Consider the following 22970-nt stretch of genomic DNA (forward strand, 5'->3'; position numbering starts at 1 on the left):
CGGAGATCGCAGGGACATGGATTCCGGGCTCGCGCCAAATGGCGCGCCCCGGAATGACCGAGGGGCTCGCGTGCTTCGGCCGGGCCGCATCCATCGCCGCGCGGCTGACGATCGGGCTTCCCCGCGAATCCTGCGGATGCAGCGCCTGCGCGGCTTGCGGGTCTGGCCGGATTAAGGTTATCGCGGCTTTGGGGCCTTCCCCGTAGGCTGGGGCCGTGGACCTGCCCGCGCCTGCGCGCGATACTAACCCTTTCTTAAGGCTGTCATTCCCGGCAGCCTTAAGGCCAGACGCGTGTCAGCGAGTACCTAAAGCCGGTTGGATGAGTCATTCGGATTTCCAGTTGCGAGGCGTGGGCGATCCCCGGCTGGCCGTGCATGCGACGTCCCCGCTGCCCGCGTGGCTCTGGTCGGTCGACGGCACGCGCGTGCTGTGGGCCAATCCGGTCGGCGCAAAGTTCTTCGGCGCGGCCCATGCCGCAGCGCTGGCGGACAGGATTTTCGGCCCGGCCGACTGCCATCGCCGCCAGGTCGCCCGGCTCGCCCGCCAGCTGCCGGCGAACGGCACGGTGCGGCTCGAACGGCTGCGCGGCTTCGGCGCCCGGCTCGGCATGCTGATGACCTGCGCCTGCACGCGGCTGAGCTTCGCCGATGGCGGCCAGGCCGTGCTCGTCACCGCGATGGACCCATCGGTGCGCACCATGCCGCTGGTGGAGCGCCTGCATCGCCTCGTCGCGGGCGCCAGGATGCCGATGGCGGCGTTCGCGCCCGACGGAATGTTCGTCGGCGCCAGCGAAGCCGCGCGCGCCCTGCTCGGCTTCCGCGATCTCGGCGAAGCCGGGCTCGAACAGGCGCGCAGCGATGCGCTTCGCAGCGGCCGCGCCGAGACGCCGATCGGCATCGGCCAGATGGTGCTGCAACGGGTTGGCTTGGGTGCCGATATCGGCCTGGTCGCGCTGATCGAGCCGGCCGCCGCGCAGGCGGCAGCGGCGAGCGATGCCGCGCCGGTGGCAGCGGCGAGCGATGCCGCGCCGGTGGCAGCGGCGAGCGATGCCGCGCCGGCCGCATCCGCGCCCGCGAGCACGCCTGATGTCACGCCCGCGGCGCCGGCTCAATCCACGCCGCAAGCCGCGGAGGCTCCGAACGCGCCGCCGCCGTTGAGCGACGCGCCGGCCACTATCGCATTCTTCGACGCCTTCGCCGAGCCGGTCGAAACGCCCGCGCTGCCCGCAAGCGAGGTGGCGCCAGAGATCGCAACAGTCCAGCAAGCGGTCGAAGAGACGGTAGAGTCGGCTGAAGAACCGGCCGACGCCGCGCCCAAAACTCCGGTTGAAAACCACCCCCAAGCCATTGTGTCGCCGCAGGCCGCGCCGATCACTTCAGGCATGGTCGAGCCGCCGTCGGGTCCCGCACAGACGCCCGCGCCGCATCAGCATCCGCTGCGCTTCCTCTGGCAGGTGGATGCAGAGGGCCGTTTTGTGCTCGCAACCAGCGAGTTCACCCGCCTGATGGGCGCGCACACGGCCGCCGGCTTCGGCCGCCCCTGGCGCGAGATCGCCGAGCAATTCTCGCTCGACCCGGAGGGGCGCGTGGCGCAGGCGCTGGCAAGCCATGACACCTGGGCCGGGATCACCGTGAACTGGCCGGCCGATGGCGGCGAGCATCTGCCGGTCGAGCTCGCGGGCCTGCCGGTCTACGACCACGCGCGCAATTTCGCCGGCTTCAAGGGCTTTGGCGTCTGCCGCGATCTCGACGGCCTCAACCGGCTCGATGCGCTCAGGCGCTTCGAGCAGTTCGCCGAACCGCACGCGCCGCACCGCCTGCCCGCCGACATCGTCGAGCCTGAGCCTGAGCCGGAGCCGGAGCCCGTGGCAGAGGCGCCGCCTCCGCCGGCCGAGCCGCCCGCACCTGAGCCTGAGCCCACGCCTGAGCCTGAGCCTGAGCCCGCACCTGAAGCTGAACTGCCCGCACCCGACGCGACTTCACACCCAACCGATCCGGAAACGCCAGTGGAAACGCCCCCCAACGTCGTGCCGTTCCGCCCGCCTGGCGATGCCAGATCACCCGGTGATCAGAGATCGCCGACGCTGACGCCGATCGAGAACAGCGCGTTCAACGAGCTCGCCCGGCAATTGTCCGAGCGCCTCGAACGCGAGCGGGAGACGATCTCAGCCAGCGCGACTGAACCTGCGGCGGAGACCGCACCCGAACCGCCGGTCGAGGCGCCGGAGGCGCCGCACACGCCGGCCGAATGGCTGACCGAGCCGGCACCGCCGGCGCGCGGCCACAGCATGCGCGACCGCGCGCTGCTCGACCTGCTGCCGACGGGTATTTTGATCTATCGCCTCGACCGCCTGCTCTACGCCAACCCGGCGTTCCTCGCGCGCATGGGCCATGCCAGCGTGAGCGCACTGGAGAATGCCGGCGGCCTCGATGCGCTCTATGTCGAGCCGGGCGTGTCGGCCGCCAGCAGCACCTCGCATGGCGGCACGCCGGTGACGATCAGCGCGACGCTTGCCAATGGCGAAGAGCCGCTGCCGACCACCGAGGCGCATCTGCACACCATCGACTGGGACGGCGAGAGCGCGCATGCGCTGATCTGCGCGCTGCCGCAGGCGGTGTCCGTGGTTGCTGAGCCTGTCGTCGCGCCGCCCGTTGTCGCCGAGCCCGTTGCCGCCGCGCCTCTTGTCGCCGAGCCTCTTGTAGCAGAGTCCTTCCCCTACGCGTCCGAGCTCGAGTCCCAGGCCGGCGACGCCGACGCCGAGGATCTCGCCGCGATCCTCGACACCACCGCCGAGGGCATCGTGATGTTCGATGCAGAAGGCAACATCCACGTCTGCAACCGCAGCGCCGAGGCGCTGTTCGGCTATGACGGCGAAGCGCTGCTCGAGCAGAACCTGGTGACGTTGTTCGCGCGGGAGAGCCAGCAGGTCGTCGCCGACTATCTCGAAAGCGTCAAGAGCCAGGACATTTCGAGCCTGCTCGACCACGGCCGCGAGGTGCTGGGGCGCGAGAAGAAGGGCGGCGTCATTCCGCTCGCCATGATCATGGGCCGCACCAGGCCCGACGGCCCGAACTTCTTCGCCGTGTTCCGCGACCTCTCGCAGAGCAAGAAGGGCGAGAGCGAGCTGACGCAGGCCCGCCGTCTCGTCGACGGCGCGGCCAACGCCAAGGCCGACATGCTGGCGCGGATCAGCCACGAGATCCGCACGCCGCTCAACGCCATCATCGGCTTTGCCGAGGTGATGATCTCCGAGCGTTTCGGCACGCTCGGCAACGAGCGCTACGGCGAATACATGAAGGACATCCGCGCCTCCGGCGAGCGCGTCATCGCGATCATCGACGACCTCCTGGAGCTGTCGCGGATCGAGACCGGCAAGCTCGATCTCGACTTCGCCAACCTCAACCTCAACGACCTGGTCGAGGCCTGCGTCGTGGTGATGCAGCCGCAGGCCAACCGCGAGCGCATCATCATCCGCACCTCGCTCGCCCATGCGCTGCCGCAGGTGAGCGTGGACGCGCGCGCGATGCGGCAGATCACCATGAACCTGATCTCGAACTCGATCCGGCTCGCCAGCGCCGGCGGCCAGGTCATCGTCTCGACCGCGCTCACCGACCGCGGCGAGATCGCCCTTCGCATCCGCGACACCGGCCATGGCCTCAGCGAGCGCGAGGTCGCGGCCGCGATGGAGCCGTTCCGCACCCCGCCGCCGGGCGATGCCGAGGACAATTCGGCGCTGAGCCTGTCGCTGACCAAGGCCCTGGTCGAAGCCAACCGCGCCCGCTTCAACATCAAGAACGCAGGCCACGGCACGCTGATCGAAGTGGTGTTCGCGCCCGCGCTGGCGCGGGCTTGAGGCGAGATCAGACCAGATCGATTGCTGCCACGAGGCAGCTTGCGCTCCGCCCCTGATCGTCGAACTCATCGACGATCAGGCCCCTTCGCAGGATTCTCCGTCATCATCTCGTCGAAAGACGAGCCCGAAATTGGGTCAACTCGACGACAAACCAGCCTCGACCTCGGCGTTCAGAAGAATGGACATGATTTTCTGTCCCACTGGCGAGGCGAGGCTGCCGGCGGACAGAACCACGACGCCATTGCCCGACGGAGCGCTTGCGCCGTTCTGAACCCAGCTCTCAAACCCCATCCACGAGCTGAAGCCCGGTACGCCGCCATCTTTCGACAGGACACTTCCCGCCGCGCCGGCGATTTTCGGAAAGAACCACCCAATTCCGACCGTGGGGCCGTTCGTCGGCCCTCCGCAGATGCCCGTCGCTGTACCGCATTTGCCCCGGGTCCAGCCGGTCTGCTGCTGCGTCTGCAGGATGGCGAATTCCGTCGGTGAAGGCTGCAGTTGGCCCATGTTGTAGAGCAGCCATTGAAGCATGTCCGAGGCGCAGCTGACGATCGATCCGCTCCCGAACTCCATCGGTGGGCACGGCAAATAGCTATGACCTATGTCGAAAGGCTGCGTCCCGTCATATCCACACGCCATGCTGGGCACTTGGCCCGTATTGAACAACGCGGTGTTGTTCATGCCCAGACCCGCGCACAGCTCGACGAGTTGCGTGTTGTACTCGTCATAGACGTCGACATAGGTGTTCTGCGGGTTGGCGCCGGCAATAGCCAGGAGGGACCAGGCAAGGTTTGAATACGTGTAGCACTGGCCCGGCGGACAGATCCAAGCCGAGTGCTGTCCGCTGTTGAACCAGGCGACGAGCTCGGTGAAGTTCTGCAAGTTACTCGGCGGGCAGAATGGTCCCCGCGGATCGGGAGGCAAGCCATTATCCTGCGGAAATCCAGAAGCATAAGTGACGATGTCGGCGACCGGAATCCCGCTGATCGCGGCCGGCAGGGAAATCGAGGGCATGCAGGACCCGACCGTATTCCCATCATATGTGCCTTGAAGGCTGTAAAAAATTCTGGATGTGAAGACTTTTGAAATGGATCCGATTTCGAACAGCGTATTTGGCAGGTTCGCAGCGGCCACGACCTTGTGGTTCGAGTCCCAGACTTCAGTCTGGGAGGGAGAGAAGAACTTTGCGGAGGGGGTGCCGGAGCCGTCAAAATCCGTGAAGACGTAGACGGCCATCCCCATGTAATCGCTGACGACAGCGTCTATGACGGTCTGGATCGCCGAGCTCGGGTCCGATAAGGCCATGGCGCCCCTCCCCATTGCAAGCTTGATCGCCAGCAAACTTTAGCATCTTCCGTTGCGGTTGTCTTTATAAGAACGACATCGTGTGGTTGATTCCGCGATTTTGTGTGAAGGGTGGTCCAAGCCACGTCGGCGCGAGGTCTGGCTTTGGCCATCTGCGAAGTCAGGCGATGTCCGCTTCCCTCCGCTGTTGGCAGCCAAAAGGGACATCGAGCGCGCTGCAATTCTTCGGTACGCGTTGGATCGGCGCTCAAATCATCAAATAAAAAGGCACGGCGCTTGCGGCGCCGTGCCTTTCACATTCATGTGGCCTGGATCAGCTGTAGATCTCGAACAGGCCGGCGCCGCCCTGGCCGCCGCCGATGCACATCGTCACCACGCCCCACTTCGCCTTGCGGCGCGCACCTTCCTGGAGCAGGTGGCCGGTGAGACGCGCACCGGTCATGCCGAAGGGATGGCCGATCGCGATCGAGCCGCCGTTGACGTTGTACTTGGCGGGATCGATGCCGAGCTGGTCGCGGCAATACAGGCACTGGCTGGCGAACGCCTCGTTGAGCTCCCACAGATCGATGTCGTCGATCTTGAGGCCGGTGCGCTTGAGCAGCTTCGGAATCGCGAACACCGGTCCGATACCCATCTCGTCGGGCTCGCAGCCGGCGGTCGCCCAGGCGACGAAGCGGCCGAGCGGCTTGAGGCCGCGCTTCTCGGCGTCCTTGGCTTCCATCAGCACCACGGCGGCGGCGCCGTCCGAGAGCTGGCTGGCATTGCCGGCGGTGACGAACTTGCCGGGCCCCTTCACCGGCTCGAGCTTGGCAAGGCCCTCCAACGTGGTCTCGGGCCGGTTGCACTCGTCGCGGTCGACGACGTAGTCGACGATGCTCTCGGCCTTGGTCTGCTTGTCGACGACCTTCATCTTGGTCTTCATCGGGACGATCTCGTCCTTGAACTTGTTCGCCTGCTGGGCCGCGGCCATGCGGCGCTGCGATTCCAGCGAGAACTCGTCCTGGTATTCGCGGCTGAGCTTGTAGCGCTCGGCGACGATGTCGGCGGTGTCGATCATCGCCATGAAGATGTCAGGGGCGACCTTGAGCAGCTCCGGATCGATCGATTCCTTCGGCGTGCCGCCGCCCGGCATCGAGATGCTCTCGACGCCGCCGGCGACGATGCAGTCGGCGCCGTCGGAGCGGATCGAGTTGGCGGCCATCGCGATGGTCTGCAGCCCGGAGGAGCAGAAGCGGTTCACCGAGACGCCGGCGGTGGTCGTCGGCAGGCCGGCGAGCAGCGCGGCCTGGCGACCGATGTTCGGCGCGCCGTGGGCGCAATTGCCGAGGTAGCAGTCCTCGACATAGTCCTTGTCGACGCCGGCGCGATCGACCGCGTGGTGGATGGCGTGGGCCGCGAGCGACATCGGCGGCGTGATGTTGAATCCGCCGCGGCCGGATTTCGCGAGGCCCGTGCGCGCATAGGAAACGATGACGGCTTCACGCATTGTTTTTCTCCCTTGTCGAACGATTTTGAACGGAGCGTCCTGGCCGCCATTGGTACACAAAGTTGGAAGGCCGGGGGAGAAATAAAAACGCCGCCTCCGGTGAGGGAGGCGGCGTTGTTCCGCGGGTCGGAATATCTTCGTGCCGGTCATTCCGGGGCGCACGAAAGTGCGAACCCGGAATCTCGAGATTCCGGGTTCACGCTACGCGTGCCCCGGAATGACGATTGGCTAGAACGTCAGCGCCTTGGCTTGCTTGACCTGCGGCAGGGCCAGCACCTTGGCGAGCACGTCGGCCGGCACCGCGCCGTCGACCTCGACCAGCGCGATGGCGTCGCCGCCCTGCTTGACGCGGCCGAGATGGAAGGTCGCGATGTTGAGCTTGGCGTCGCCGAGCAGGCTCGCGAACGCGCCGATGAAGCCGGGCTTGTCCTCGTTGGTGACGTAGATCATCGACTTGCCGAACTCGGCGTCGACGCGGATGCCCTTGACGTCGACCAATCGCGGCTTGCCATCATGGTACACGGTGCCGGAGACCGAGCGCTCCTGGCGTTCGGTCGCGACCGTGACGGTGATCAGGCTCTCATAGTCGCTCTGCGCTGCGCGCACGATCTCGTCCACCACCATGCCGCGCTCCTTGGCGACCACGGGCGCGGACACCACGTTGACCTCGCCCAGCATCGGCCGCAGCAGGCCCGACAGCACGGCGGAGGTGATCGCCTTGATCTTCATCTCGGCGACATGCCCCTCATAGGTGATCTCGACCTTGAGGATGCCGCTCTCGGTAAGCTGGCCGGCAAACGAGCCGAGCTTCTCGGCGAGCGCGATGAACGGCTTCAGCTTCGGCGCCTCTTCAGCCGTGATCGAGGGGAAATTGACCGCGTTCGAGATCGCGCCGGTGAGCAGATAGTCCGACATCTGCTCGGCGACCTGGAGCGCGACGTTCTCCTGCGCTTCGGTGGTGGAGGCGCCGAGATGCGGCGTGCAGATCACGTTGGGATGGCCGAACAGCACGTTGGCGTTCGCGGGCTCCTCGACGAAGACGTCGAAGGCGGCGCCGGCGATGTGCTTGGAGTTCAGCGCATCGACCACCGCCTGCTCGTCGACGAGGCCGCCGCGGGCGCAGTTGATCAGCCGCACGCCCTTCTTCATCTTGGCGATCGCGGCAGCATCAATGATGTTCTTCGTCTTCTCGGTGAGCGGAGTGTGCAGCGTGATGAAGTCGGCGCGCTTGAGCAGGTCATCGAGATCGACCTTCTCGACGCCGATGTCCTTGGCGCGCTCCGGCGACAGGAACGGATCGAACGCGACCACCTTCATGCGCAGGCCGAGCGCGCGATCGGCGACGATCGAGCCGATGTTGCCGCAGCCGACGACGCCGAGCACCTTGCCGGTGATCTCGACGCCCATGAAGCGGTTCTTCTCCCACTTGCCGGCCTGGGTCGAGGCGTCGGCCTGCGGGATCTCGCGGGCGAGCGCCAGCATCAGGGTGATGGCGTGCTCGGCGGTCGTGATCGAATTGCCGAACGGCGTGTTCATCACGATGATGCCCTTGGCCGTGGCGGCGGGGATCTCGACGTTGTCGACGCCGATGCCGGCGCGGCCGATCACCTTCAGGTTGGTCGCCTTCTCGAGGATCTTGGCGGTCGCCTTGGTCGCGGAGCGGATCGCAAGGCCGTCGTAATTGCCGATGATCTCGGCGAGCTTGTCCTTGTCCTTGCCGAGATTGGGCTGGAAGTCGACCTCGACGCCGCGATCCTTGAAGATCTGCACGGCAGCGGGCGAGAGCGCGTCGGAAATGAGAACTTTGGGCTTGGTCATGGGGATAATCCGTGGTGCGAGCTGCATTTACGGAACGTCATCCGCGGGCCTGACCCGCGGGTCCATCTCTCTTAATCGATGGATGGCCGGGTCAAGCCCGGCCATGACGAGAATGAGTTAGAGCGCGTTAAGCCGCCTTGGCGAGCTGCGCCTTGGTCTCGGCGAAGGCCCAGTCGATCCACTGGGTCAGCAGCTCGACGTCCTTGGCCTCGACGGTGGCGCCGCACCAGATGCGCAGGCCGGCCGGCGCATCGCGGTAATAGGCGAAGTCGTAGCCGGCGCCCTCCTTCTCGACCAGCGCGACCAGCTTCTTGGAAAACTCGGCCTGCGCGTCGTCCGAGAGCGCGGTGAGCGCGGGATCGGTGAACTTCAGGCACACCGAGGTGTTGGAACGGATCGAAGCGTCCTTGGCCAGGAAGTCGATCCAGGGCGTCTTCGCCTTCCAGTCGGCCAGCACCTTGGTGTTGGCGTCGGCGCGCGCGATCAGCGCCTTGAGGCCGCCGATCGACTTGGCCCAGTTCAGCGCGTCGAGATAGTCCTCGACGCAGAGCATCGACGGCGTGTTGATGGTCTCGCCGACGAAGATGCCTTCGTTGATCTTGCCGCCCTTGGTCATGCGGAAGATCTTCGGCAGCGGCCAGGCCGGCTTGTAGGTCTCGAGCCGCTCCACCGCGCGCGGGGAGAGGATCAGCATGCCGTGCGCGGCCTCGCCGCCAAGCGCCTTCTGCCAGGAGAAGGTGACGACGTCGAGCTTGGCCCAGTCGAGGGGTTGCGCGAATGCCGCCGAGGTGGCGTCGCAAATGGTCAGGCCTTCGCGGGTCGCGCTGATCCAGTCGGCGTTCGGCACGCGCACGCCTGAGGTGGTGCCGTTCCAGGTGAAGACGACGTCCGACTTCGGATCGACCTTGGAGAGATCGGGGATTTCACCGTAGGCCGCATTGAGCTTGGTGACGTCCTTGAGCTTCAATTCCTTGACGATGTCGCTGACCCAGCCCTCGCCGAAGGATTCCCAGGCGAGCGTGGTGACGGGCCGTGCACCGAGCAGCGACCACAGCGCCATCTCGACCGCGCCGGTATCGGAGGCCGGCACGATGCCGATGCGATAATCGGCGGGCACTTCAAGCACTTCGCGCGTCAGATCGATCGCGAGCTTGAGCTTGGTCTTGCCGACCTTCGCGCGATGCGAACGGCCGAGCGCTGCGTCCTTGAGATTTTGGGCGTTCCAGCCGGGGCGCTTGGCGCAGGGGCCAGAGGAAAAATGCGGCACGTTGGGCCGCGAAGCGGGCTTCGCTACAGTCATATTCTACCCTTCCAGATAGTAAGCCTCCCGTTGGGGGGAGGTGTCCCGCCGCGGCTGATACGGGAAACGGGAAGAGTCGTCAAGGAAGTTCCGGGACCTCACGCGCGAGTGATGGCGCTTCCGGCGCGATATCGGGGGATTCCACCGTGGCGAGCGCGTTCAGCAAGTCCGTGGCCTCGCTGATCAATTGCGCGGCTTTGCGTCGGCTGCCGACCTTCAAAATGCACTTGTCGTTGGCCTGCACAACGTAGCCGTTGCCGACCTTGATCATCGAATAGCTTGTCATCGAAATCCCCGAACCGACCGAGCTCGGTGTCTGACGCTGCCGTAGCACCGATCGTTCCCACCTCAACGTGAACGACGGCTGGGTAGTTTACCGGCTCTTAACATGAACGAATGCGCGATCCGAATTTGCTGATTGCGCAAGGTGCGCGGCCGGAGCCCCATTCCGATACAATCGGAATGGGACTCTTGATTTTTGTGTTGACGCGTTTTCTTTACGCGAACCGGTATCCACTTCGCTCGAAAACGCTCTTACTGCCTCAAAAGCGGACAGTCATGCCGACATGACTAGCTGTGAATCCGAGCCGCTTGTAGAAGCGCTGCGCGTCCACTCGCGTCTGATGTGTCAACAGTTCGACCAGATTGCAGCCGCGCGCTTTCGCTTCCGCGATGGCCCATTGCACCAATTCCTCGCCGATGCCGCGGCTGCGACAATCAGTGGCAACGCGCACGTCTTCGAGCAGACCACGGGTGCCGCCTTGCGAGCTGATGCCTGACAGCACAGCAAGTTGCAGGCAGCCGACCACCCTGCCCTCGCTCTCGGCAACCACCAGCGCGAGATTTGGATCGCGCTCGACCCGCTCGAACGCTTCGTAATAGGCCGGGGGCAGCGGATCCTCCACCCGCTCACGGGCGCGCCCGAGATGATCGTCGGCGAGCATCGCCACGATCGCAGCGACATCCTCGCGGCGCGCGCGACGAATGGAAACGGTTCCGGCGTTCACGAGGTACTCCGGACTCAACGCGCCGGCGGAAGGCCGAGAAAGGCCTCGGTCTCGCCGATCCAGCGGCGGACGGCCGCATGACGGCCGAGATCGAAGCCGCCTTCATGCGCAACGCGGGTATAGGCGAGCAGCGAGACGTCGGCGAGCGAGACCGCTTCGCCGGCGAAGAAGCGGCTGCCGGAGAGATGCTGCTCCATGCGGTCGAGCGCCGCATAGCCGCGCTTGACCTTTTCGGGGTCGAGCTCGGAGGCGTCCTTGCCGAGATAGACGAGTTGGAAGCGGCACACCGCGATATAGGGCTCGTGGCTGTACTGCTCCCAGAACAACCATTCATCCATCTTGGCAGCAACAAAGGCGTCGCGCGGAATCAGCGCGCTGTCGCGGGCGAGATAGCGGATGATGGCATTGGATTGCGCCAGCGTGCGGCCGTCGTCGAAGGCGACGGTCGGCACCTGGCCGGCGCCGTTCATGGCAAGGAATTGCGGCGTGCGCGTCTCACCCTTGCGGGTGTCGATCTCGATCCAGTCGTAGGGCAATGCGAGCTTGTCGCAGACCCACTTCACCTTGAGACAATTGCCGGAATTGCTGTCGCCGTAGATCTGCATCGCTGCCGCCCCCACTGTCTGGCGACAGAGCATCAGGGCTCGCAGGGCCTGTCAATCGGCGCCATGCGCGGCGCTCAGAACTTGTATCCGAGCCCGGCGCGGACGCTATTGACGTTCGACTCGATGTCCGACGTCACCCGCAAATATTCGTATTCGACACGGACGAACAGGCCGCCGACCAGCATGGCGTCGAAGCCGAGGCCGCCGGAATAACCGTAGACCAGCTTGCTCTTGCTCGCGAAGGTCGTCGCAGGCTGCACCGACGACGGAGACGCCGAGGCGTAGCGATCGACGGTCTGGCTGCCGACCCCGCCGCCGATAAAGGCGTAAGGCAGGAAGCATCCCCAGGCATAGCCGGCTCGCGCGCGCAGCGATCCGAAGTCAGACACGCCGACGACTGCGGATGTCGCGGTGGTGGCAATGACCGCGTTGAGGTTGTTGAACGTCTGCCCGACCGAGTTCGATGTCGACTTGAAACCACCGTGAATGTAGTTGGCCTCGACGCCGAGCACGACGTCGTCCCATTGCCCATTATAGCCGGCAAACGCGCCATAGCCGGCGCTGTTGCTGTGCGCGAACGCGAGCGGTTGCCAATTGTAGGCCGGGCCCGGTGTGACGAAGGTCGACTGGATGTCGCTGTTGATGGTGGAGGAGATCTTCGACGTGATCGCGCCGTACTCGCCCTGACCGCCGACATAGTAGCCTTGCCAGTTGACGTTGGATCTCGACAGACCGTCCGTGAAGCTGCCGCGCAGGAACGGCAGATCCGGCATATCGGCCGCGTGCGCGGCAGACACCGTCCCCAACATCGCCGCCGCCAACAAAAGCCTACGCATCGGAACGCTCCATCGAACTCGAACTTTCGCCATGATCATGGCTCGTTAACCTTAACCAATGGTTGCGTCGGAGCCCTTCGTCGCCATGAGCAATGAAAAATACGCAAAGCAAAACGGCGCGAGAGGGTCCCGCGCCGTTAATCAGTCTTAACCGATCGGCTTGCCGATCAGCCCTTGGTGACGAGCGGCGGCGCGTAGACCGGCGGGCTGCTGAGGTCCCAGCGCACGCCGAACTTCAGGTCATGCGAGGTGATGTCCTTGAACTGCATGGTGCGGCCGCGGTTGAGGCCGGTGAAGTCGGTGAGCGTACCGGTGACTGCGTCTCCGAGGTCCACATAGCGATAGGCCAGTTCGAGCGTGAGGCTCGGATTGACCTTGTAGGCGAGACCGGCATGCGCGGCCCACGCGAAGTTCCATTTCGAGGTGTTCGGTGCAAAAGCAACACCGCCGTTCGGCGTGTTGATGTCCTGGAAGTTTGAAATGGTGTTGCGCGAACCACCCACGCCGGCACCGATGAACGGGGTGATGCACCACCAGGTGCCGAGGTCGACGTAGGCGTTGGCGAGCACCAGCCATTCCGACTTGCTGCCATGATACTCGTCGGTAAAGGCCGGAGCGCCGTTGAAATTGATGATCTGGAGACCATGCAGATTGGCGTTGCCGCGATATTCACCGGTCACGTCGGCGCGGAACCAGCTGTTGAACCTGTAACCGGCGCCGAGGCCGAAGATGCCGGCCGTGTCGAAACCGAGCCCCTGGGTGGACGCAATGCTGATGCCGGGATCGACGAAGCTCGGGTTGAGCTGCTTCACCTTCTGATTGCTGAAGCCGATGTCGCCGCGCAGATACCAGCCGCCGAAGTCGGCCGCAGGGGCCGGCGGCGCGTACATCGGAGGGGGCGCCGCGATCGGCATATCGGCGGCGAACGCCATCGACGAGATCAGGGTTGCCGCACCCGCGGCAAGGAGAGACTTAACGCTACGCATTTGGCTTCGTCCTTATGGCCGGTGAGGCAAAAATGCAGCCGCCTCACGTTCTGGAAACTCACGGGCGGACGATGGCAGCAAATGTTTAAGCGCCACTTAACCCTAATTTTTAAGGTTGATTTTTCGTGACTGCACACGCGGGATGCGGCGGTAGCGTTGCAAAAATGCAGCGCCTCGCGTCCCAATTGCTAACAATGTATGAAGCCGCAATGCAGCGAAACAGGATCCGTTAACGCGCCTGCCGCGGCAGCTTGGGCAGGAACACCGCGAGCAGCCCGATCGCCGGCAGATAGGCGCAGACCTGATAGACGAACTCGATCGAGGTGTGATCGGCGAGCTTGCCGAGCACGGCCGCGCCCAGGCCGCCGATGCCGAAGGCGACGCCGAAGAACACGCCGGAGATCATGCCGAAGCGGTGCGGCACCAGTTCCTGCGCGAACACGATGATCGACGACGTCGTCGAAGAGATGATCAGGCCGATGATGACGCTGAGCACCGCGCTGGCGTAGAGCCCGGCATAGGGCAGCGCCAGCGTGAACGGCAGCGCGCCCAGAATCGAGATCCAGATCACGATCTTGCGCCCGAAGCGATCCCCGAGTGGACCACCGAGAAACGCGCCGACCGCGTTCGCGGCAAGGAAGACGAAGAGATAGATCTGGGCGGCCTGCGTCGACACGCCGAAGCGGTCGATCAGATAGAAGATGTAGTAGCTCGACAGGCTCGAGACGTAGAGCTGTTTTGAGAACAGCAGGGCCACCAGCACGGCAAGTGCGACCGCGACGCGGCGCGAGCTCGGCGCATCAGGATGGGCTTGGACCGCCGCCGTCTTCTTCGCCTTGATCTGCGGCGCGTACCAGCGGCCGATGCGCCAGAGAACGACGATGGCAAGGAACGCGATCGAGGAGAACCAGGCGATGCTGCCCTGCCCGAACGGCACCACGATCAGTGCCGCCAGCACCGGGCCCATCGACGTGCCGAAACTGCCGCCGAGCTGGAACACCGATTGCGCAAAGCCGTAGCGGCCGCCGGAGGCGAGCCGCGCGATGCGCGCGGATTCGGGATGAAACACCGCCGAGCCGAGACCGACCAGCGCAGCGGCGACGAGGATGACGAGATATTGGTGCGCGGCGCTGAGCAGCAGGAGGCCGAAGAAGGTCGAGGCCATGCCGATCGCCAGCGAATAAGGCTGCGCCTTCTTGTCGGTGTAGTGCCCGACCACCGGCTGAAGCAGCGAAGCCGTGAACTGGAAGGCCAGCGTGATCATGCCGATCTGCGCGAAGTCGAGCGCGTAGGTGTCCTTCAGGATCGGGTACACCGAGGCGATCAGCGACTGCATGGTGTCGTTGAGGAAGTGCGAGAAGCTGATGCCGGCGAGCACGACATAGGCCGGCCCCGCAGCCTTGGCGGCGGCGGGCGCCACGTCGCCGACGACGACGGGCTCGGTCAGCGTTTCCGCAGATACGACGACAGGCTTGTTCAATGGAACGACCCCGGCAGGCGCGGCGAACCGCCGCACCGCCTAACTACGATGCGAGCGGCGGTGGAACCACCGCCAATCGTCGATGGCTGGGATGCGCTCCGCGGCCGGTTTCACTGCGAAGCAGCGCGGCCTGCATGGTTCGAGACGCCCGCTTTGGGCGGGCTCCTCACCATGAGGGTTTCAGATTTCGCCGAGAAACAAGAATTCATCCTGAGGGCCCACCAAAGGCGGGCGTCTCGAAGGATGGCTACGAACTCAGGCCGCCGCCTGTCCCAGCGCCGAGACGATGGTGTCGACGACGTCCTCGACCAGGATGCGATCCTCGCCCTCGCCCATGACGCGGATCACGGGCTCGGTGCCGGAGGAGCGGATCAGCAGGCGGCCGTGGCCGTTGAGGCGCTTCTCGCCGTCGGAGATCGCCGACTTGACGTCGGAATCGTCGAGCGGCTTGCCGCCCTTGTGGCGGACGTTCTTGAGGATCTGCGGCAGCGGATCGAAGCGGTGGCACACTTCCGACACCGGCCGGCGCGACTTCTGCACCACGGCCAGCACCTGCAAGGCAGCAACGAAGCCGTCGCCGGTGGTGGCGTAGTCGGACAGGATGATGTGGCCGGACTGCTCGCCGCCGAGATTGTAGCCGCCGCTCAGCATCTGCTCGAGCACGTAGCGGTCGCCGACCGGCGTGCGCACGAGATCGAGCCCCTGCCCCTTCAGGAAGCGCTCGAGCCCGAGATTGGACATCACGGTGGCGACGATGCCCGGCCGCGACAGCCGGCCGTCTTCCTTCCAGCTCTGCGCGATCACCGCGAGCAGCTGGTCGCCGTCGACGATGTGGCCGCGCTCGTCGACCAGGATGACGCGATCGGCGTCGCCGTCCAGCGCAATGCCGATGTCGGCACGCATCTCGCGCACCTTCTTCGACAGCGCTTCCGGCGAGGTGGAGCCGCATTCCTTGTTGATGTTGAAGCCGTCGGGCTCGACGCCGATCGGCACCACGTCGGCGCCCAGCTCCCACAGCGCTTCCGGCACCACCTTGTAGGCGGCACCGTTGGCGCAATCGACCACGACGCGCAGCCCGTCGAGCGACAGATCGCGCGGCAGCGTGCGCTTGGCGAATTCGATGTAGCGGTCATGCACGCCGTCGATACGGCGGGCGCGGCCCAAGCTGGCACTTTGTGCCAGCCGCTTCTCGATCGGCTCGTCGAGCAGCTGCTCGATCTGCCTCTCGACGTCGTCGGAGAGCTTGAAGCCCTGCGGACCGAACAGCTTGATGCCGTTGTCCTCGAACAGGTTGTGCGAGGCCGAGATCATCACGCCGAGATCGGCGCGCATCGACTTGGTCAGCATCGCGACCGCCGGCGTCGGCATCGGGCCGACCAGCAGCACGTCCATGCCGACCGAGGTGAAGCCGGCGACCATCGCGTATTCGATCATGTAGCCGGACAGGCGGGTGTCCTTGCCGATCACGACCCGGTGGCGGTGGTCACCGCGCTGAAACGCAAGGCCTGCGGCCTGGCCGACCTTGAGCGCGAGCTCCGGCGTGATCAGTCCGTTGGCGCGGCCCCTAATCCCGTCCGTCCCGAAATATTTGCGGCTCATATCGTCCCCCACGCAACAACCAGGGAATCCCCTCTACAACCACGGAGTGCCCGAACGGGCCCCGCATCCCTGATTTGCTGAGGTCTTATAAGGCCATCGCGGCTAACTTGGCTTCAAAAAATGTGATTAATCATTACGGGATAGGGGCGGACTTCGCCCCGCTAACCGATTGTTAACACTATATTTCCCGTTAGGGAACCGGAACGGGGCGGAACCCGCCCCTATTTGGAGCGCTTCACATGGCCGTCAGCGCGGCTCGGCGCCGGCTGGGTGACGTTGACGGGATCCGAGCCCGGGAAGGTCTCTTCCAGGCCCTCTTCCAGGGCGTCCTCGAGGTCCTTCTTCTCCTTGATCTCTTCCGGTGTCGGTGCGGCGTGCGGCCTTGTCATGGCACCCTCCTCTCAAACGATTTGGCTGTGCATCCAACCATGCTAGATGACGCCTCGATCTTCCGATGCAAGACTTTCGGATACGAGACGGGCCGGGGACACGTTCATGAAGCACATCACCTGTATCGACGATCTTCGCGCGCTGCATAAGCGCCGCGTGCCGAAGGCGTTCTTCGATTATTGCGACCGCGGCTCCTATGCCGAGGAAACGCTGCGCGCCAACCGCGAGGACATGCAGGCGATCAAGTTCCGCCAGCGCATCCTGGTCGACGTCTCCAAGCGCGACACCTCGACGACGATCCTCGGCGAGCCCTCGACCATGCCGCTGGTGCTCGCGCCCGTGGGCCTCCTGGGCATGCAGCATGGCGACGGCGAGATCCACGCCTGCCGCGCCGCACAGGCCGCCGGCATCCCGTTCACGCAGTCGACGATGTCGATCTGTTCGATCGAGGACATCGCCGCCAGCGTCGAGAAGCCGTTCTGGTTCCAGCTCTACGTGATGAAGGACCGCGGCTTCATCAAGGCGCTGATCGAACGCGCGATCGCGGCAAAATGCTCGGCGCTGGTGCTGACCGTCGATCTCCAGGTGATCGGCCAGCGCCACCAGGACATCAAGAACGGCATGACCGTGCCGCCGGAATGGTCGCTCTCGAAGCTGATCGATTTCGCCACCAAGCCGGCCTGGGTGTCGGGTGTGCTGCAGGGCAAGCGCCGCACCTTCGGCAATCTCGCCGGTCATCTGAAGGTCAGCGACGACATCACCTCGCTGTCGACCTGGATCAACTCGCAGTTCGACACCTCGCTGAACTGGAACGACATCGATTGGATCCGCAGCATCTGGCCGGGCAAGCTGATCCTGAAGGGCATTCTCGACGTCGAGGACGCCGAGCTCGCCGCCAAGACCGGCGCGCAGGCGATCGTGGTCTCCAACCATGGCGGCCGGCAACTCGACGGCGCGCCGTCCTCGATCGAGGTGCTGCCCGAGATCGTCGATGCCGTCGGTGACAGGATGGAGATCATGTTCGACGGCGGCATCCGCTCCGGCCAGGACGTGATGCGCGCACTCGCGCTCGGCGCAAAGTCCTGCATGATCGGCCGCGCCTACGCCTATGGCCTGGGCGCCGGCGGCCAGGCCGGCGTCGCCAAGGCGATCGACATCATCCAGAAGGAACTGCTGACGACCATGGGCCTGTGCGGCGTCAACAGGATCGAGGAGATCGACGATCACATCATTGCGGTGTGAGGCGTTGAGGCGCGAAGAATGCGCCTCAATCACCATCGTCGTCCCGGACAAGCGCAGCGAAGCGGAGCGCTGATCCGGGACCCATAACCACAGGCAGGCGTGGTTACGGAGACTCGGAGTGACCTGCTTTGCGCAACAACTTCTCCCTGTGGTTATGGGTCCCGGATCTGCGCGCGCCTAAGGGCGCGCTTGTCCGGGACGACAGCAGAATTTGCCGCGGCGGTTGCGCACTATAAGCCGCGCCCTCACATCGGCGGCGTGATCCCGTCCCTGCCGACGTTGACGCGGTTTGCCTCCAGCGAGCCGTCCTCCTTCTTCGCCGCGCCGAAGATGATCAGCCTGGCGCCCGGCTTGATCTCGGACCTGTCGCTGGCGACGAAGGTGACGATCGGGGTGTCGGGCGGCACCACGACTTTCTTCTCGCCGTCCTTGTATTTCACCGTGATATTCTGACCGTCGGTGCCCTTGATCGTCTGCGAGACCGTCGCGTTGGTCATGGTCGAGTTGGCGCGCGCGTCCCAGGGCCGAAAGCCTTCGGCCGCGCCGCGCTGGTTCTCAGGGAAGATGTGCACGGCGATCGCCCTCTGGGTGCCGTCGGGCTCGGGCATGGCGGTGACGCCGATATAGGAGCCTTCCTTGATCTCCGGCAGCTCCGTCTTCACCACGGCGAACACCGCGACGTTGTCGGTCATGCGCACCTTCACGTCGCTGCCCTCGCGCGTCTTGATGTCGAGCATGTTGCCGTCGACGCTCGCGATGGTGCCGCGGATGCGCACCGTCGGCGCCTGCTGCGCCGAGACAGAGGAAACAGCGATAAAGGTCGCGAAGGCTGCCGCGACGGCGCGCGGCATCCAGTTTTTCAGCTTCGGCATGATTGTCCCCTCCAGGGCGTTGCGACGGTCAAACACGGCAACCCCGTGTGACCGCCGCTATTCCCGGCCGTGACGATCACATCGGCGGCGTGAGGCCATCGCGCCCGACGCTGACGCGGTTGGTCTCGAACGAGCCGTCCGGCAACTGCTTCATGAAGGCGATCACCTTGGCGCCGGCCTTCAGGTCGGTCTTGTCGCCGGGCACGAAGGTCACCACCGGCGTGTTGTCGGGGACGAACACCTTCTTCTCGCCGTCCTTGTACTTGACCAGCAGCGTATGGCCGTCATTGCCGACCACGCTCTCCGACACCGTGGCGTTGGTCATGCTGGAATTCGGCTTGAGGTCATAGGGCCGCGAGCCTTCGCCGGTGCCGCGCATGCTCTCCGGAAACACATGCACCTCGACGGCGTTGTCGCCGCCGTCAGGTCCCGGCACCGTGGTCGCGCCGACGAAGGAGCCGGGCTTGATGTCGGCGAGTGAAATTTTGGTAATGCCGGACACGCGCACATCGGATGCGATGTGGAGCTTGACGTCCTCGCCACTGCGCGACTTGACCTGCAGGGTGTCGCCATCGACGCTTTCGATCGTACCGCGCACGCGCGTCGGCACCGGCGCCTTCTGCGCGAAGGCATAGAGGGTGGAAGCGGCCACCATCGCGACGGCGATGAGCGGACGTGTGAAAGTTGCACGTTGAACAGGCATGATGGTCTCCGATTGTCCCCACGGATAGAGAACTCCGAAGACCGCGCGCTATTCTTTCAAGACTTTGTGAGATCGGCCTCGACCAGTGCGCGCAGCTCGGCCGTGACCCGCGGCCGCCGGCCGAACCACAGCTCGAAGCCGCGCACCGCCTGGTGCAGCAGCATGCCGAGACCGTCGGCGGTCTTGAGGCCGCGTGCCTCTGCTGCGGCGAGCAGCGGCGTCACCAGGGGGACATAGACGAGATCGGCGACGACGGCCGCCTGCGGCAGGCGCGCAACATCAACATCGAGTGAAGGCTGCCCGTGCATGCCGAGCGAAGTCGTGTTCACGAGAAGTTTTGCACGCGGCAGCACGTCGTTGATCCCGTCCCACGTGACGGGCTGCACGTTCGGCCCGAACTCCTTCGCCAGCGTCTCGGCCCGCGCGATGGTGCGATTGGCGAGATGGATGCGCTTGATGCCGCGCTCGCGCAGGCCGAACACGACCGCGCGCGCGGAGCCGCCGGCCCCGAGCACCAGCGCCTCCTCGGCCACGTCCCAGCCCGGCGCGCTGGCATCGAGATTGTTGATGAAGCCCTCGACGTCGGTGTTGGTCGCGTGCAGCTCGCCGTCCTCGAACCACAGCGTGTTGGCGGCGCCGACGGCCTTGGCGCGCGCATCGGGCGTCGACAGTGCCAGCACGCCCTCCTTGTGCGGGATGGTGACGTTGGCGCCGACGAAGCCGCGCAGCGACAGCCGCAGCACGAAATCGCGGAGATCGTCGGGCGGGACCGCCTCGATGACATAGCCGCCGGCGATACCGAGCGTGCGCAGCCAGTAATGATGGATCAGCGGCGAGCGCGAATGCGCGGCCGGCCATCCGATCAGACAGGCTGCGGGAGCCTTGGTCACGGTCATCTTCTCCCCGGATCGTATCCGAGGCGATCCATTTCGCGTCCCGCGGGCTCTGTCAAGCGCGCCAGCGCCGCTAGTGCGCGGCGGCACCATCCGGGGCGGCCGCGCGCTTTGCCGCACCGCCCTTGATGTCGGCGACCGCGCGCTCGATGGTCTCGCGATAGCGGGCGCGCGGCGGGGTGACGCCGTGGGTCAGCAGCGCGCGGCGGACCGCGGGCGAGGCGCCGGTGATGAACAGCCTGATGCCCTGGCGATGGGCCTTGGCGGCGACGCGGCCGAGCACGTTGGCCGCCGTCGAATCCAGGAACGGCACCGCGGCGAAATCGACCACGAAACCCTTGCGCTTGTCGGCGATGCCGTCGAGCACGCCTCCGATCGCGGAGGCGGCGCCGAAGAAGAACGCACCGGTGATGCGATAGACCAGCACGTCGCGATCGACCGCAAGCGCGGGATCGTAGGGAACGCGTTCGCCATTGCCGTCATCGGGACGGTCGGCGGCCACCAGCGGCGTGCGCTCCTCGATACCCGTCATCTCCGACATGCGATGGATGAACAGCACCGCACCGAGCGCGAAGCCGACCAGAATGCCTTCGGTCAGGTCGCGGAAGATCGTGAGCAGGAAGGTTGCGAGCAGCACGACGGCGTCGCCCCAGGAGGAGCGCAGCAGCGTCGCGAACTCCTGCTTCTCCGCCATGGTCCAGGCCACCACGACCAGCACGGCGGCGAGCGCGGCCAGCGGGATGTAGCTGGCGAGCGGTGCTGCGATCAGCATGAACAACAGCAGGAAGACGGAGTGCAGCATGCCCGCGAGCGGCCCCCGCGCGCCGGCGCGGATGTTGGTCGCGGTGCGCGCGATCAGGCCGGTGACGCAGATGCCGCCGAACAGCGCCGAGCCGACATTGGCGACGCCTTGCGCGACCAGCTCGCAATTGGAGCGATGGCGGCGTCCGGTCATGCCGTCGGCCACCACAGCTGACAGCAGCGATTCGATCGCGGCCAGCAGCGCGAAGGCGATCGCGTCCGGCAGCACCGCCTGCACCTTCGCAAGCGAGAACGCGGGCAGCGCCGGCGACGGCAGTTCGCGCGGGATGCCGCCGAAGCGCGAACCGATGGTCTCGACCGGCAGCGACAGCACGGCGCTCGCGACCGCAGCAAACACGACCGCGATCAGGATGCCGGGCCAGGACGGCCGCCAGCGCCGCAGGGCGGCGATGATAACGATGCTGCCGATTGCGACGGCAAGCGCCGACGGGTTGACGGTAGGCAGGCCTCCGGCCAGCGCCGCGAGCTTCGCAACGAACTCGCTGGGCTCCTTGCCCGCCAGCGTGATCCCTGAGAGATCGCGGAGCTGGCTGGCGAAGATGATCACGGCAATGCCGGCGGTGAAGCCGACCGTGACCGGATAGGGAATGAACTTGATGTAGGTGCCGATGCGCAGGAGGCCGGCGGCGATCAGGAACAGGCCCGCCATCATGGTGGCGAGGATCACGCCGTCGACGCCGTGCCGCTCCGCAGTCGCCGCAACCAGCACAATGAAGGCGCCGGCCGGCCCGCCGATCTGGAACCGGCTGCCGCCGAGCAGCGACGCGATGAAGCCGCCGACAACGGCGGTGTAGAGGCCGCGGTCCGGCGTCACGCCCGAGGCGATCGCGATCGCCATCGACAGCGGCAGCGCCACGATCGCAACCGTGAGACCAGCAAAGACGTCGGCGCGGAAATCCGCGAGGCCATAGCCCTCACGCCAGACCGTGACGAGCTTTGGCAGGTACAGTTCGGCAAAGGTCGGCTGACGCAGCTGATGCAGCCGGCTTGCGTGATCGCTCGTGATGCTCATGCCCCACAATGCTCCGAAGCATCGTGCGTCCCGCGCCCCTGCGTGCGCGACGATGCGCTAGGTCATTCTGATCCCGAGCACGATCAACGCCCGATCATGCTCCGACGCGACGCGGCGGCCCCGGCTCTCGCAGGCGAACACCGCGTCCGCCGCTGTCGCTGCGCGCCTGCTCGCCGATCAGTTCGACGCCGGCCCGGTCGAACGCCTCGACCACCTTGATCAAGGTCTCGACCACGCCGCGAACATTGCCCGTGCTGGCCTCCATCCGCTGGATGGTCGGCAGCGACACGCCGGCGAGCTCGGCCAGGGTTTTCTGGTCGATGCCGAGCAGCGCGCGGGCTGCCCGCATCTGGAACGACGTGATCACCTTGGCCTCACGTATCAGAGCTTATAAATGATATCTGGCGCATGTACAATGATGTAAAATACATCATTGAAGAGCGAATGCAAGGGCTGCCCGGCAGTCTCCTCCGTCATTGCTGTCGATGTTCAATAATTCGCTGATTGGATCGGGGTGGCCTTGGTAGCGGCGAAGGCCTTGGGAGTTTGTCCTGCCAAGGCCTGATGGGGTCTGTGGTTGTTGTAGTAGACGAGGTACTCGAACAGTTCTTTGGCGAAGTGGTCGAGATGGTCGAAGGTCGCGCCTTCGATGACGTCCTCATCGAGGGTGCGCCAGAAGCGTTCGACTTTGCCATTGGTCTGCGGCCGATATGGCCTGGTGTAGCGGTGTTTGATGCCGAGCTCGAGCAGCATGGCCTCG

19 protein-coding genes and 2 pseudogenes are annotated in these 22970 nt (G+C 65.3%); 2 read left to right on the forward strand and 19 right to left on the reverse strand.

The features are described 5' to 3' along the window. Positions 1-320 precede the first annotated feature (320 nt). Positions 321-3854 (forward strand): PAS domain S-box protein, encoded by a 3534-nt coding sequence (locus A3M7_RS0132540; protein WP_027547679.1) that lies wholly within the window; start codon positions 321-323, stop codon positions 3852-3854. Positions 3855-3989: 135 nt separating this feature from the next. On the opposite strand, the gene A3M7_RS0132545 is transcribed toward A3M7_RS0132540, so the two are convergent. From A3M7_RS0132545 to A3M7_RS49980, 12 genes are all read right to left on the reverse strand, one after another. Beyond that, positions 3990-5159 carry a serine hydrolase domain-containing protein gene (locus A3M7_RS0132545; protein WP_198033843.1) on the reverse strand — a complete coding sequence of 390 codons (1170 nt, stop codon included), beginning with the start codon at positions 5157-5159 and terminating at the stop codon, positions 3990-3992. 313 nt (positions 5160-5472) lie between these two features. Further along, entirely contained in the window at positions 5473-6645 is a 1173-nt protein-coding gene (locus A3M7_RS0132550; protein ID WP_027547681.1) for an acetyl-CoA C-acyltransferase, read from the reverse strand. A 228-nt stretch (positions 6646-6873) separates the two neighbouring features. Continuing rightward, entirely contained in the window at positions 6874-8463 is a 1590-nt protein-coding gene (gene serA / locus A3M7_RS0132555) for a phosphoglycerate dehydrogenase (protein ID WP_027547682.1), read from the reverse strand. A 127-nt stretch (positions 8464-8590) separates the two neighbouring features. Further along, a complete protein-coding gene (locus A3M7_RS0132560; RefSeq protein WP_027547683.1) occupies positions 8591-9763 on the reverse strand; it encodes a phosphoserine transaminase in 1173 nt (390 codons plus the stop codon). A 79-nt stretch (positions 9764-9842) separates the two neighbouring features. Then, positions 9843-10034 (reverse strand): hypothetical protein, encoded by a 192-nt coding sequence (locus tag A3M7_RS0132565; RefSeq protein ID WP_235885730.1) that lies wholly within the window; start codon positions 10032-10034, stop codon positions 9843-9845. A 271-nt stretch (positions 10035-10305) separates the two neighbouring features. After that, positions 10306-10770, reverse strand: a complete 465-nt coding sequence (locus A3M7_RS0132570; protein WP_027547685.1) for a GNAT family N-acetyltransferase — start codon at positions 10768-10770, stop codon at positions 10306-10308. 14 nt (positions 10771-10784) lie between these two features. Beyond that, positions 10785-11375 (reverse strand): glutathione S-transferase family protein, encoded by a 591-nt coding sequence (locus A3M7_RS0132575; protein ID WP_027547686.1) that lies wholly within the window; start codon positions 11373-11375, stop codon positions 10785-10787. A gap of 74 nt (positions 11376-11449) precedes the next feature. Beyond that, complete coding sequence (locus A3M7_RS0132580; RefSeq protein ID WP_027547687.1) at positions 11450-12211, reverse strand: outer membrane protein; 762 nt, start codon at positions 12209-12211, stop codon at positions 11450-11452. Positions 12212-12378: 167 nt separating this feature from the next. Continuing rightward, the gene (locus A3M7_RS0132585) at positions 12379-13197 is read right to left on the reverse strand and encodes an outer membrane protein (protein WP_027547688.1); all 819 of its coding nucleotides are present in this window, start codon (positions 13195-13197) and stop codon (positions 12379-12381) included. Between the two features lie 229 nt (positions 13198-13426). Beyond that, entirely contained in the window at positions 13427-14677 is a 1251-nt protein-coding gene (locus A3M7_RS0132590; protein WP_027547689.1) for an MFS transporter, read from the reverse strand. Positions 14678-14932: 255 nt separating this feature from the next. Beyond that, positions 14933-16276 carry a phosphoglucosamine mutase gene (glmM, locus tag A3M7_RS0132595; protein WP_027547690.1) on the reverse strand — a complete coding sequence of 448 codons (1344 nt, stop codon included), beginning with the start codon at positions 16274-16276 and terminating at the stop codon, positions 14933-14935. A 221-nt stretch (positions 16277-16497) separates the two neighbouring features. Next, a complete protein-coding gene (locus A3M7_RS49980; RefSeq protein ID WP_167771152.1) occupies positions 16498-16665 on the reverse strand; it encodes a hypothetical protein in 168 nt (55 codons plus the stop codon). A 106-nt stretch (positions 16666-16771) separates the two neighbouring features. On the opposite strand from A3M7_RS49980, the gene A3M7_RS0132605 reads away from it, so the two are divergent. Beyond that, entirely contained in the window at positions 16772-17908 is a 1137-nt protein-coding gene (locus A3M7_RS0132605; RefSeq protein ID WP_027547691.1) for an alpha-hydroxy acid oxidase, read from the forward strand. A 245-nt stretch (positions 17909-18153) separates the two neighbouring features. Here A3M7_RS0132605 and A3M7_RS0132610 read toward each other — a convergent pair whose 3' ends face one another. The 7 genes and pseudogenes from A3M7_RS0132610 to A3M7_RS51355 form a co-directional block, all read right to left on the reverse strand. Next, complete coding sequence (locus A3M7_RS0132610) at positions 18154-18759, reverse strand: hypothetical protein (protein ID WP_371090226.1); 606 nt, start codon at positions 18757-18759, stop codon at positions 18154-18156. Between the two features lie 97 nt (positions 18760-18856). After that, complete coding sequence (locus A3M7_RS0132615; protein ID WP_027547693.1) at positions 18857-19483, reverse strand: hypothetical protein; 627 nt, start codon at positions 19481-19483, stop codon at positions 18857-18859. 56 nt (positions 19484-19539) lie between these two features. Beyond that, the gene (locus tag A3M7_RS0132620; RefSeq protein ID WP_027547694.1) at positions 19540-20379 is read right to left on the reverse strand and encodes a shikimate dehydrogenase; all 840 of its coding nucleotides are present in this window, start codon (positions 20377-20379) and stop codon (positions 19540-19542) included. A 70-nt stretch (positions 20380-20449) separates the two neighbouring features. Next, the gene (locus A3M7_RS0132625; RefSeq protein WP_027547695.1) at positions 20450-22210 is read right to left on the reverse strand and encodes a SulP family inorganic anion transporter; all 1761 of its coding nucleotides are present in this window, start codon (positions 22208-22210) and stop codon (positions 20450-20452) included. 94 nt (positions 22211-22304) lie between these two features. Then, on the reverse strand, positions 22305-22577 hold the full coding sequence (locus A3M7_RS0132630; protein ID WP_027547696.1) for a helix-turn-helix domain-containing protein: 273 nt from the start codon (positions 22575-22577) through the stop codon (positions 22305-22307). Between the two features lie 122 nt (positions 22578-22699). Next, a pseudogene (locus A3M7_RS45235) lies at positions 22700-22888 on the reverse strand (IS3 family transposase); the annotation flags it as partial. Next, positions 22870-22970, reverse strand: a pseudogene (locus A3M7_RS51355) (integrase core domain-containing protein); the annotation flags it as partial. The pseudogenes A3M7_RS45235 and A3M7_RS51355, both read right to left, overlap by 19 nt.

This window comes from Bradyrhizobium sp. WSM2254 (assembly GCF_000472645.1).
Taxonomy (GTDB): Bacteria; Pseudomonadota; Alphaproteobacteria; order Rhizobiales; family Xanthobacteraceae; genus Bradyrhizobium; species Bradyrhizobium niftali.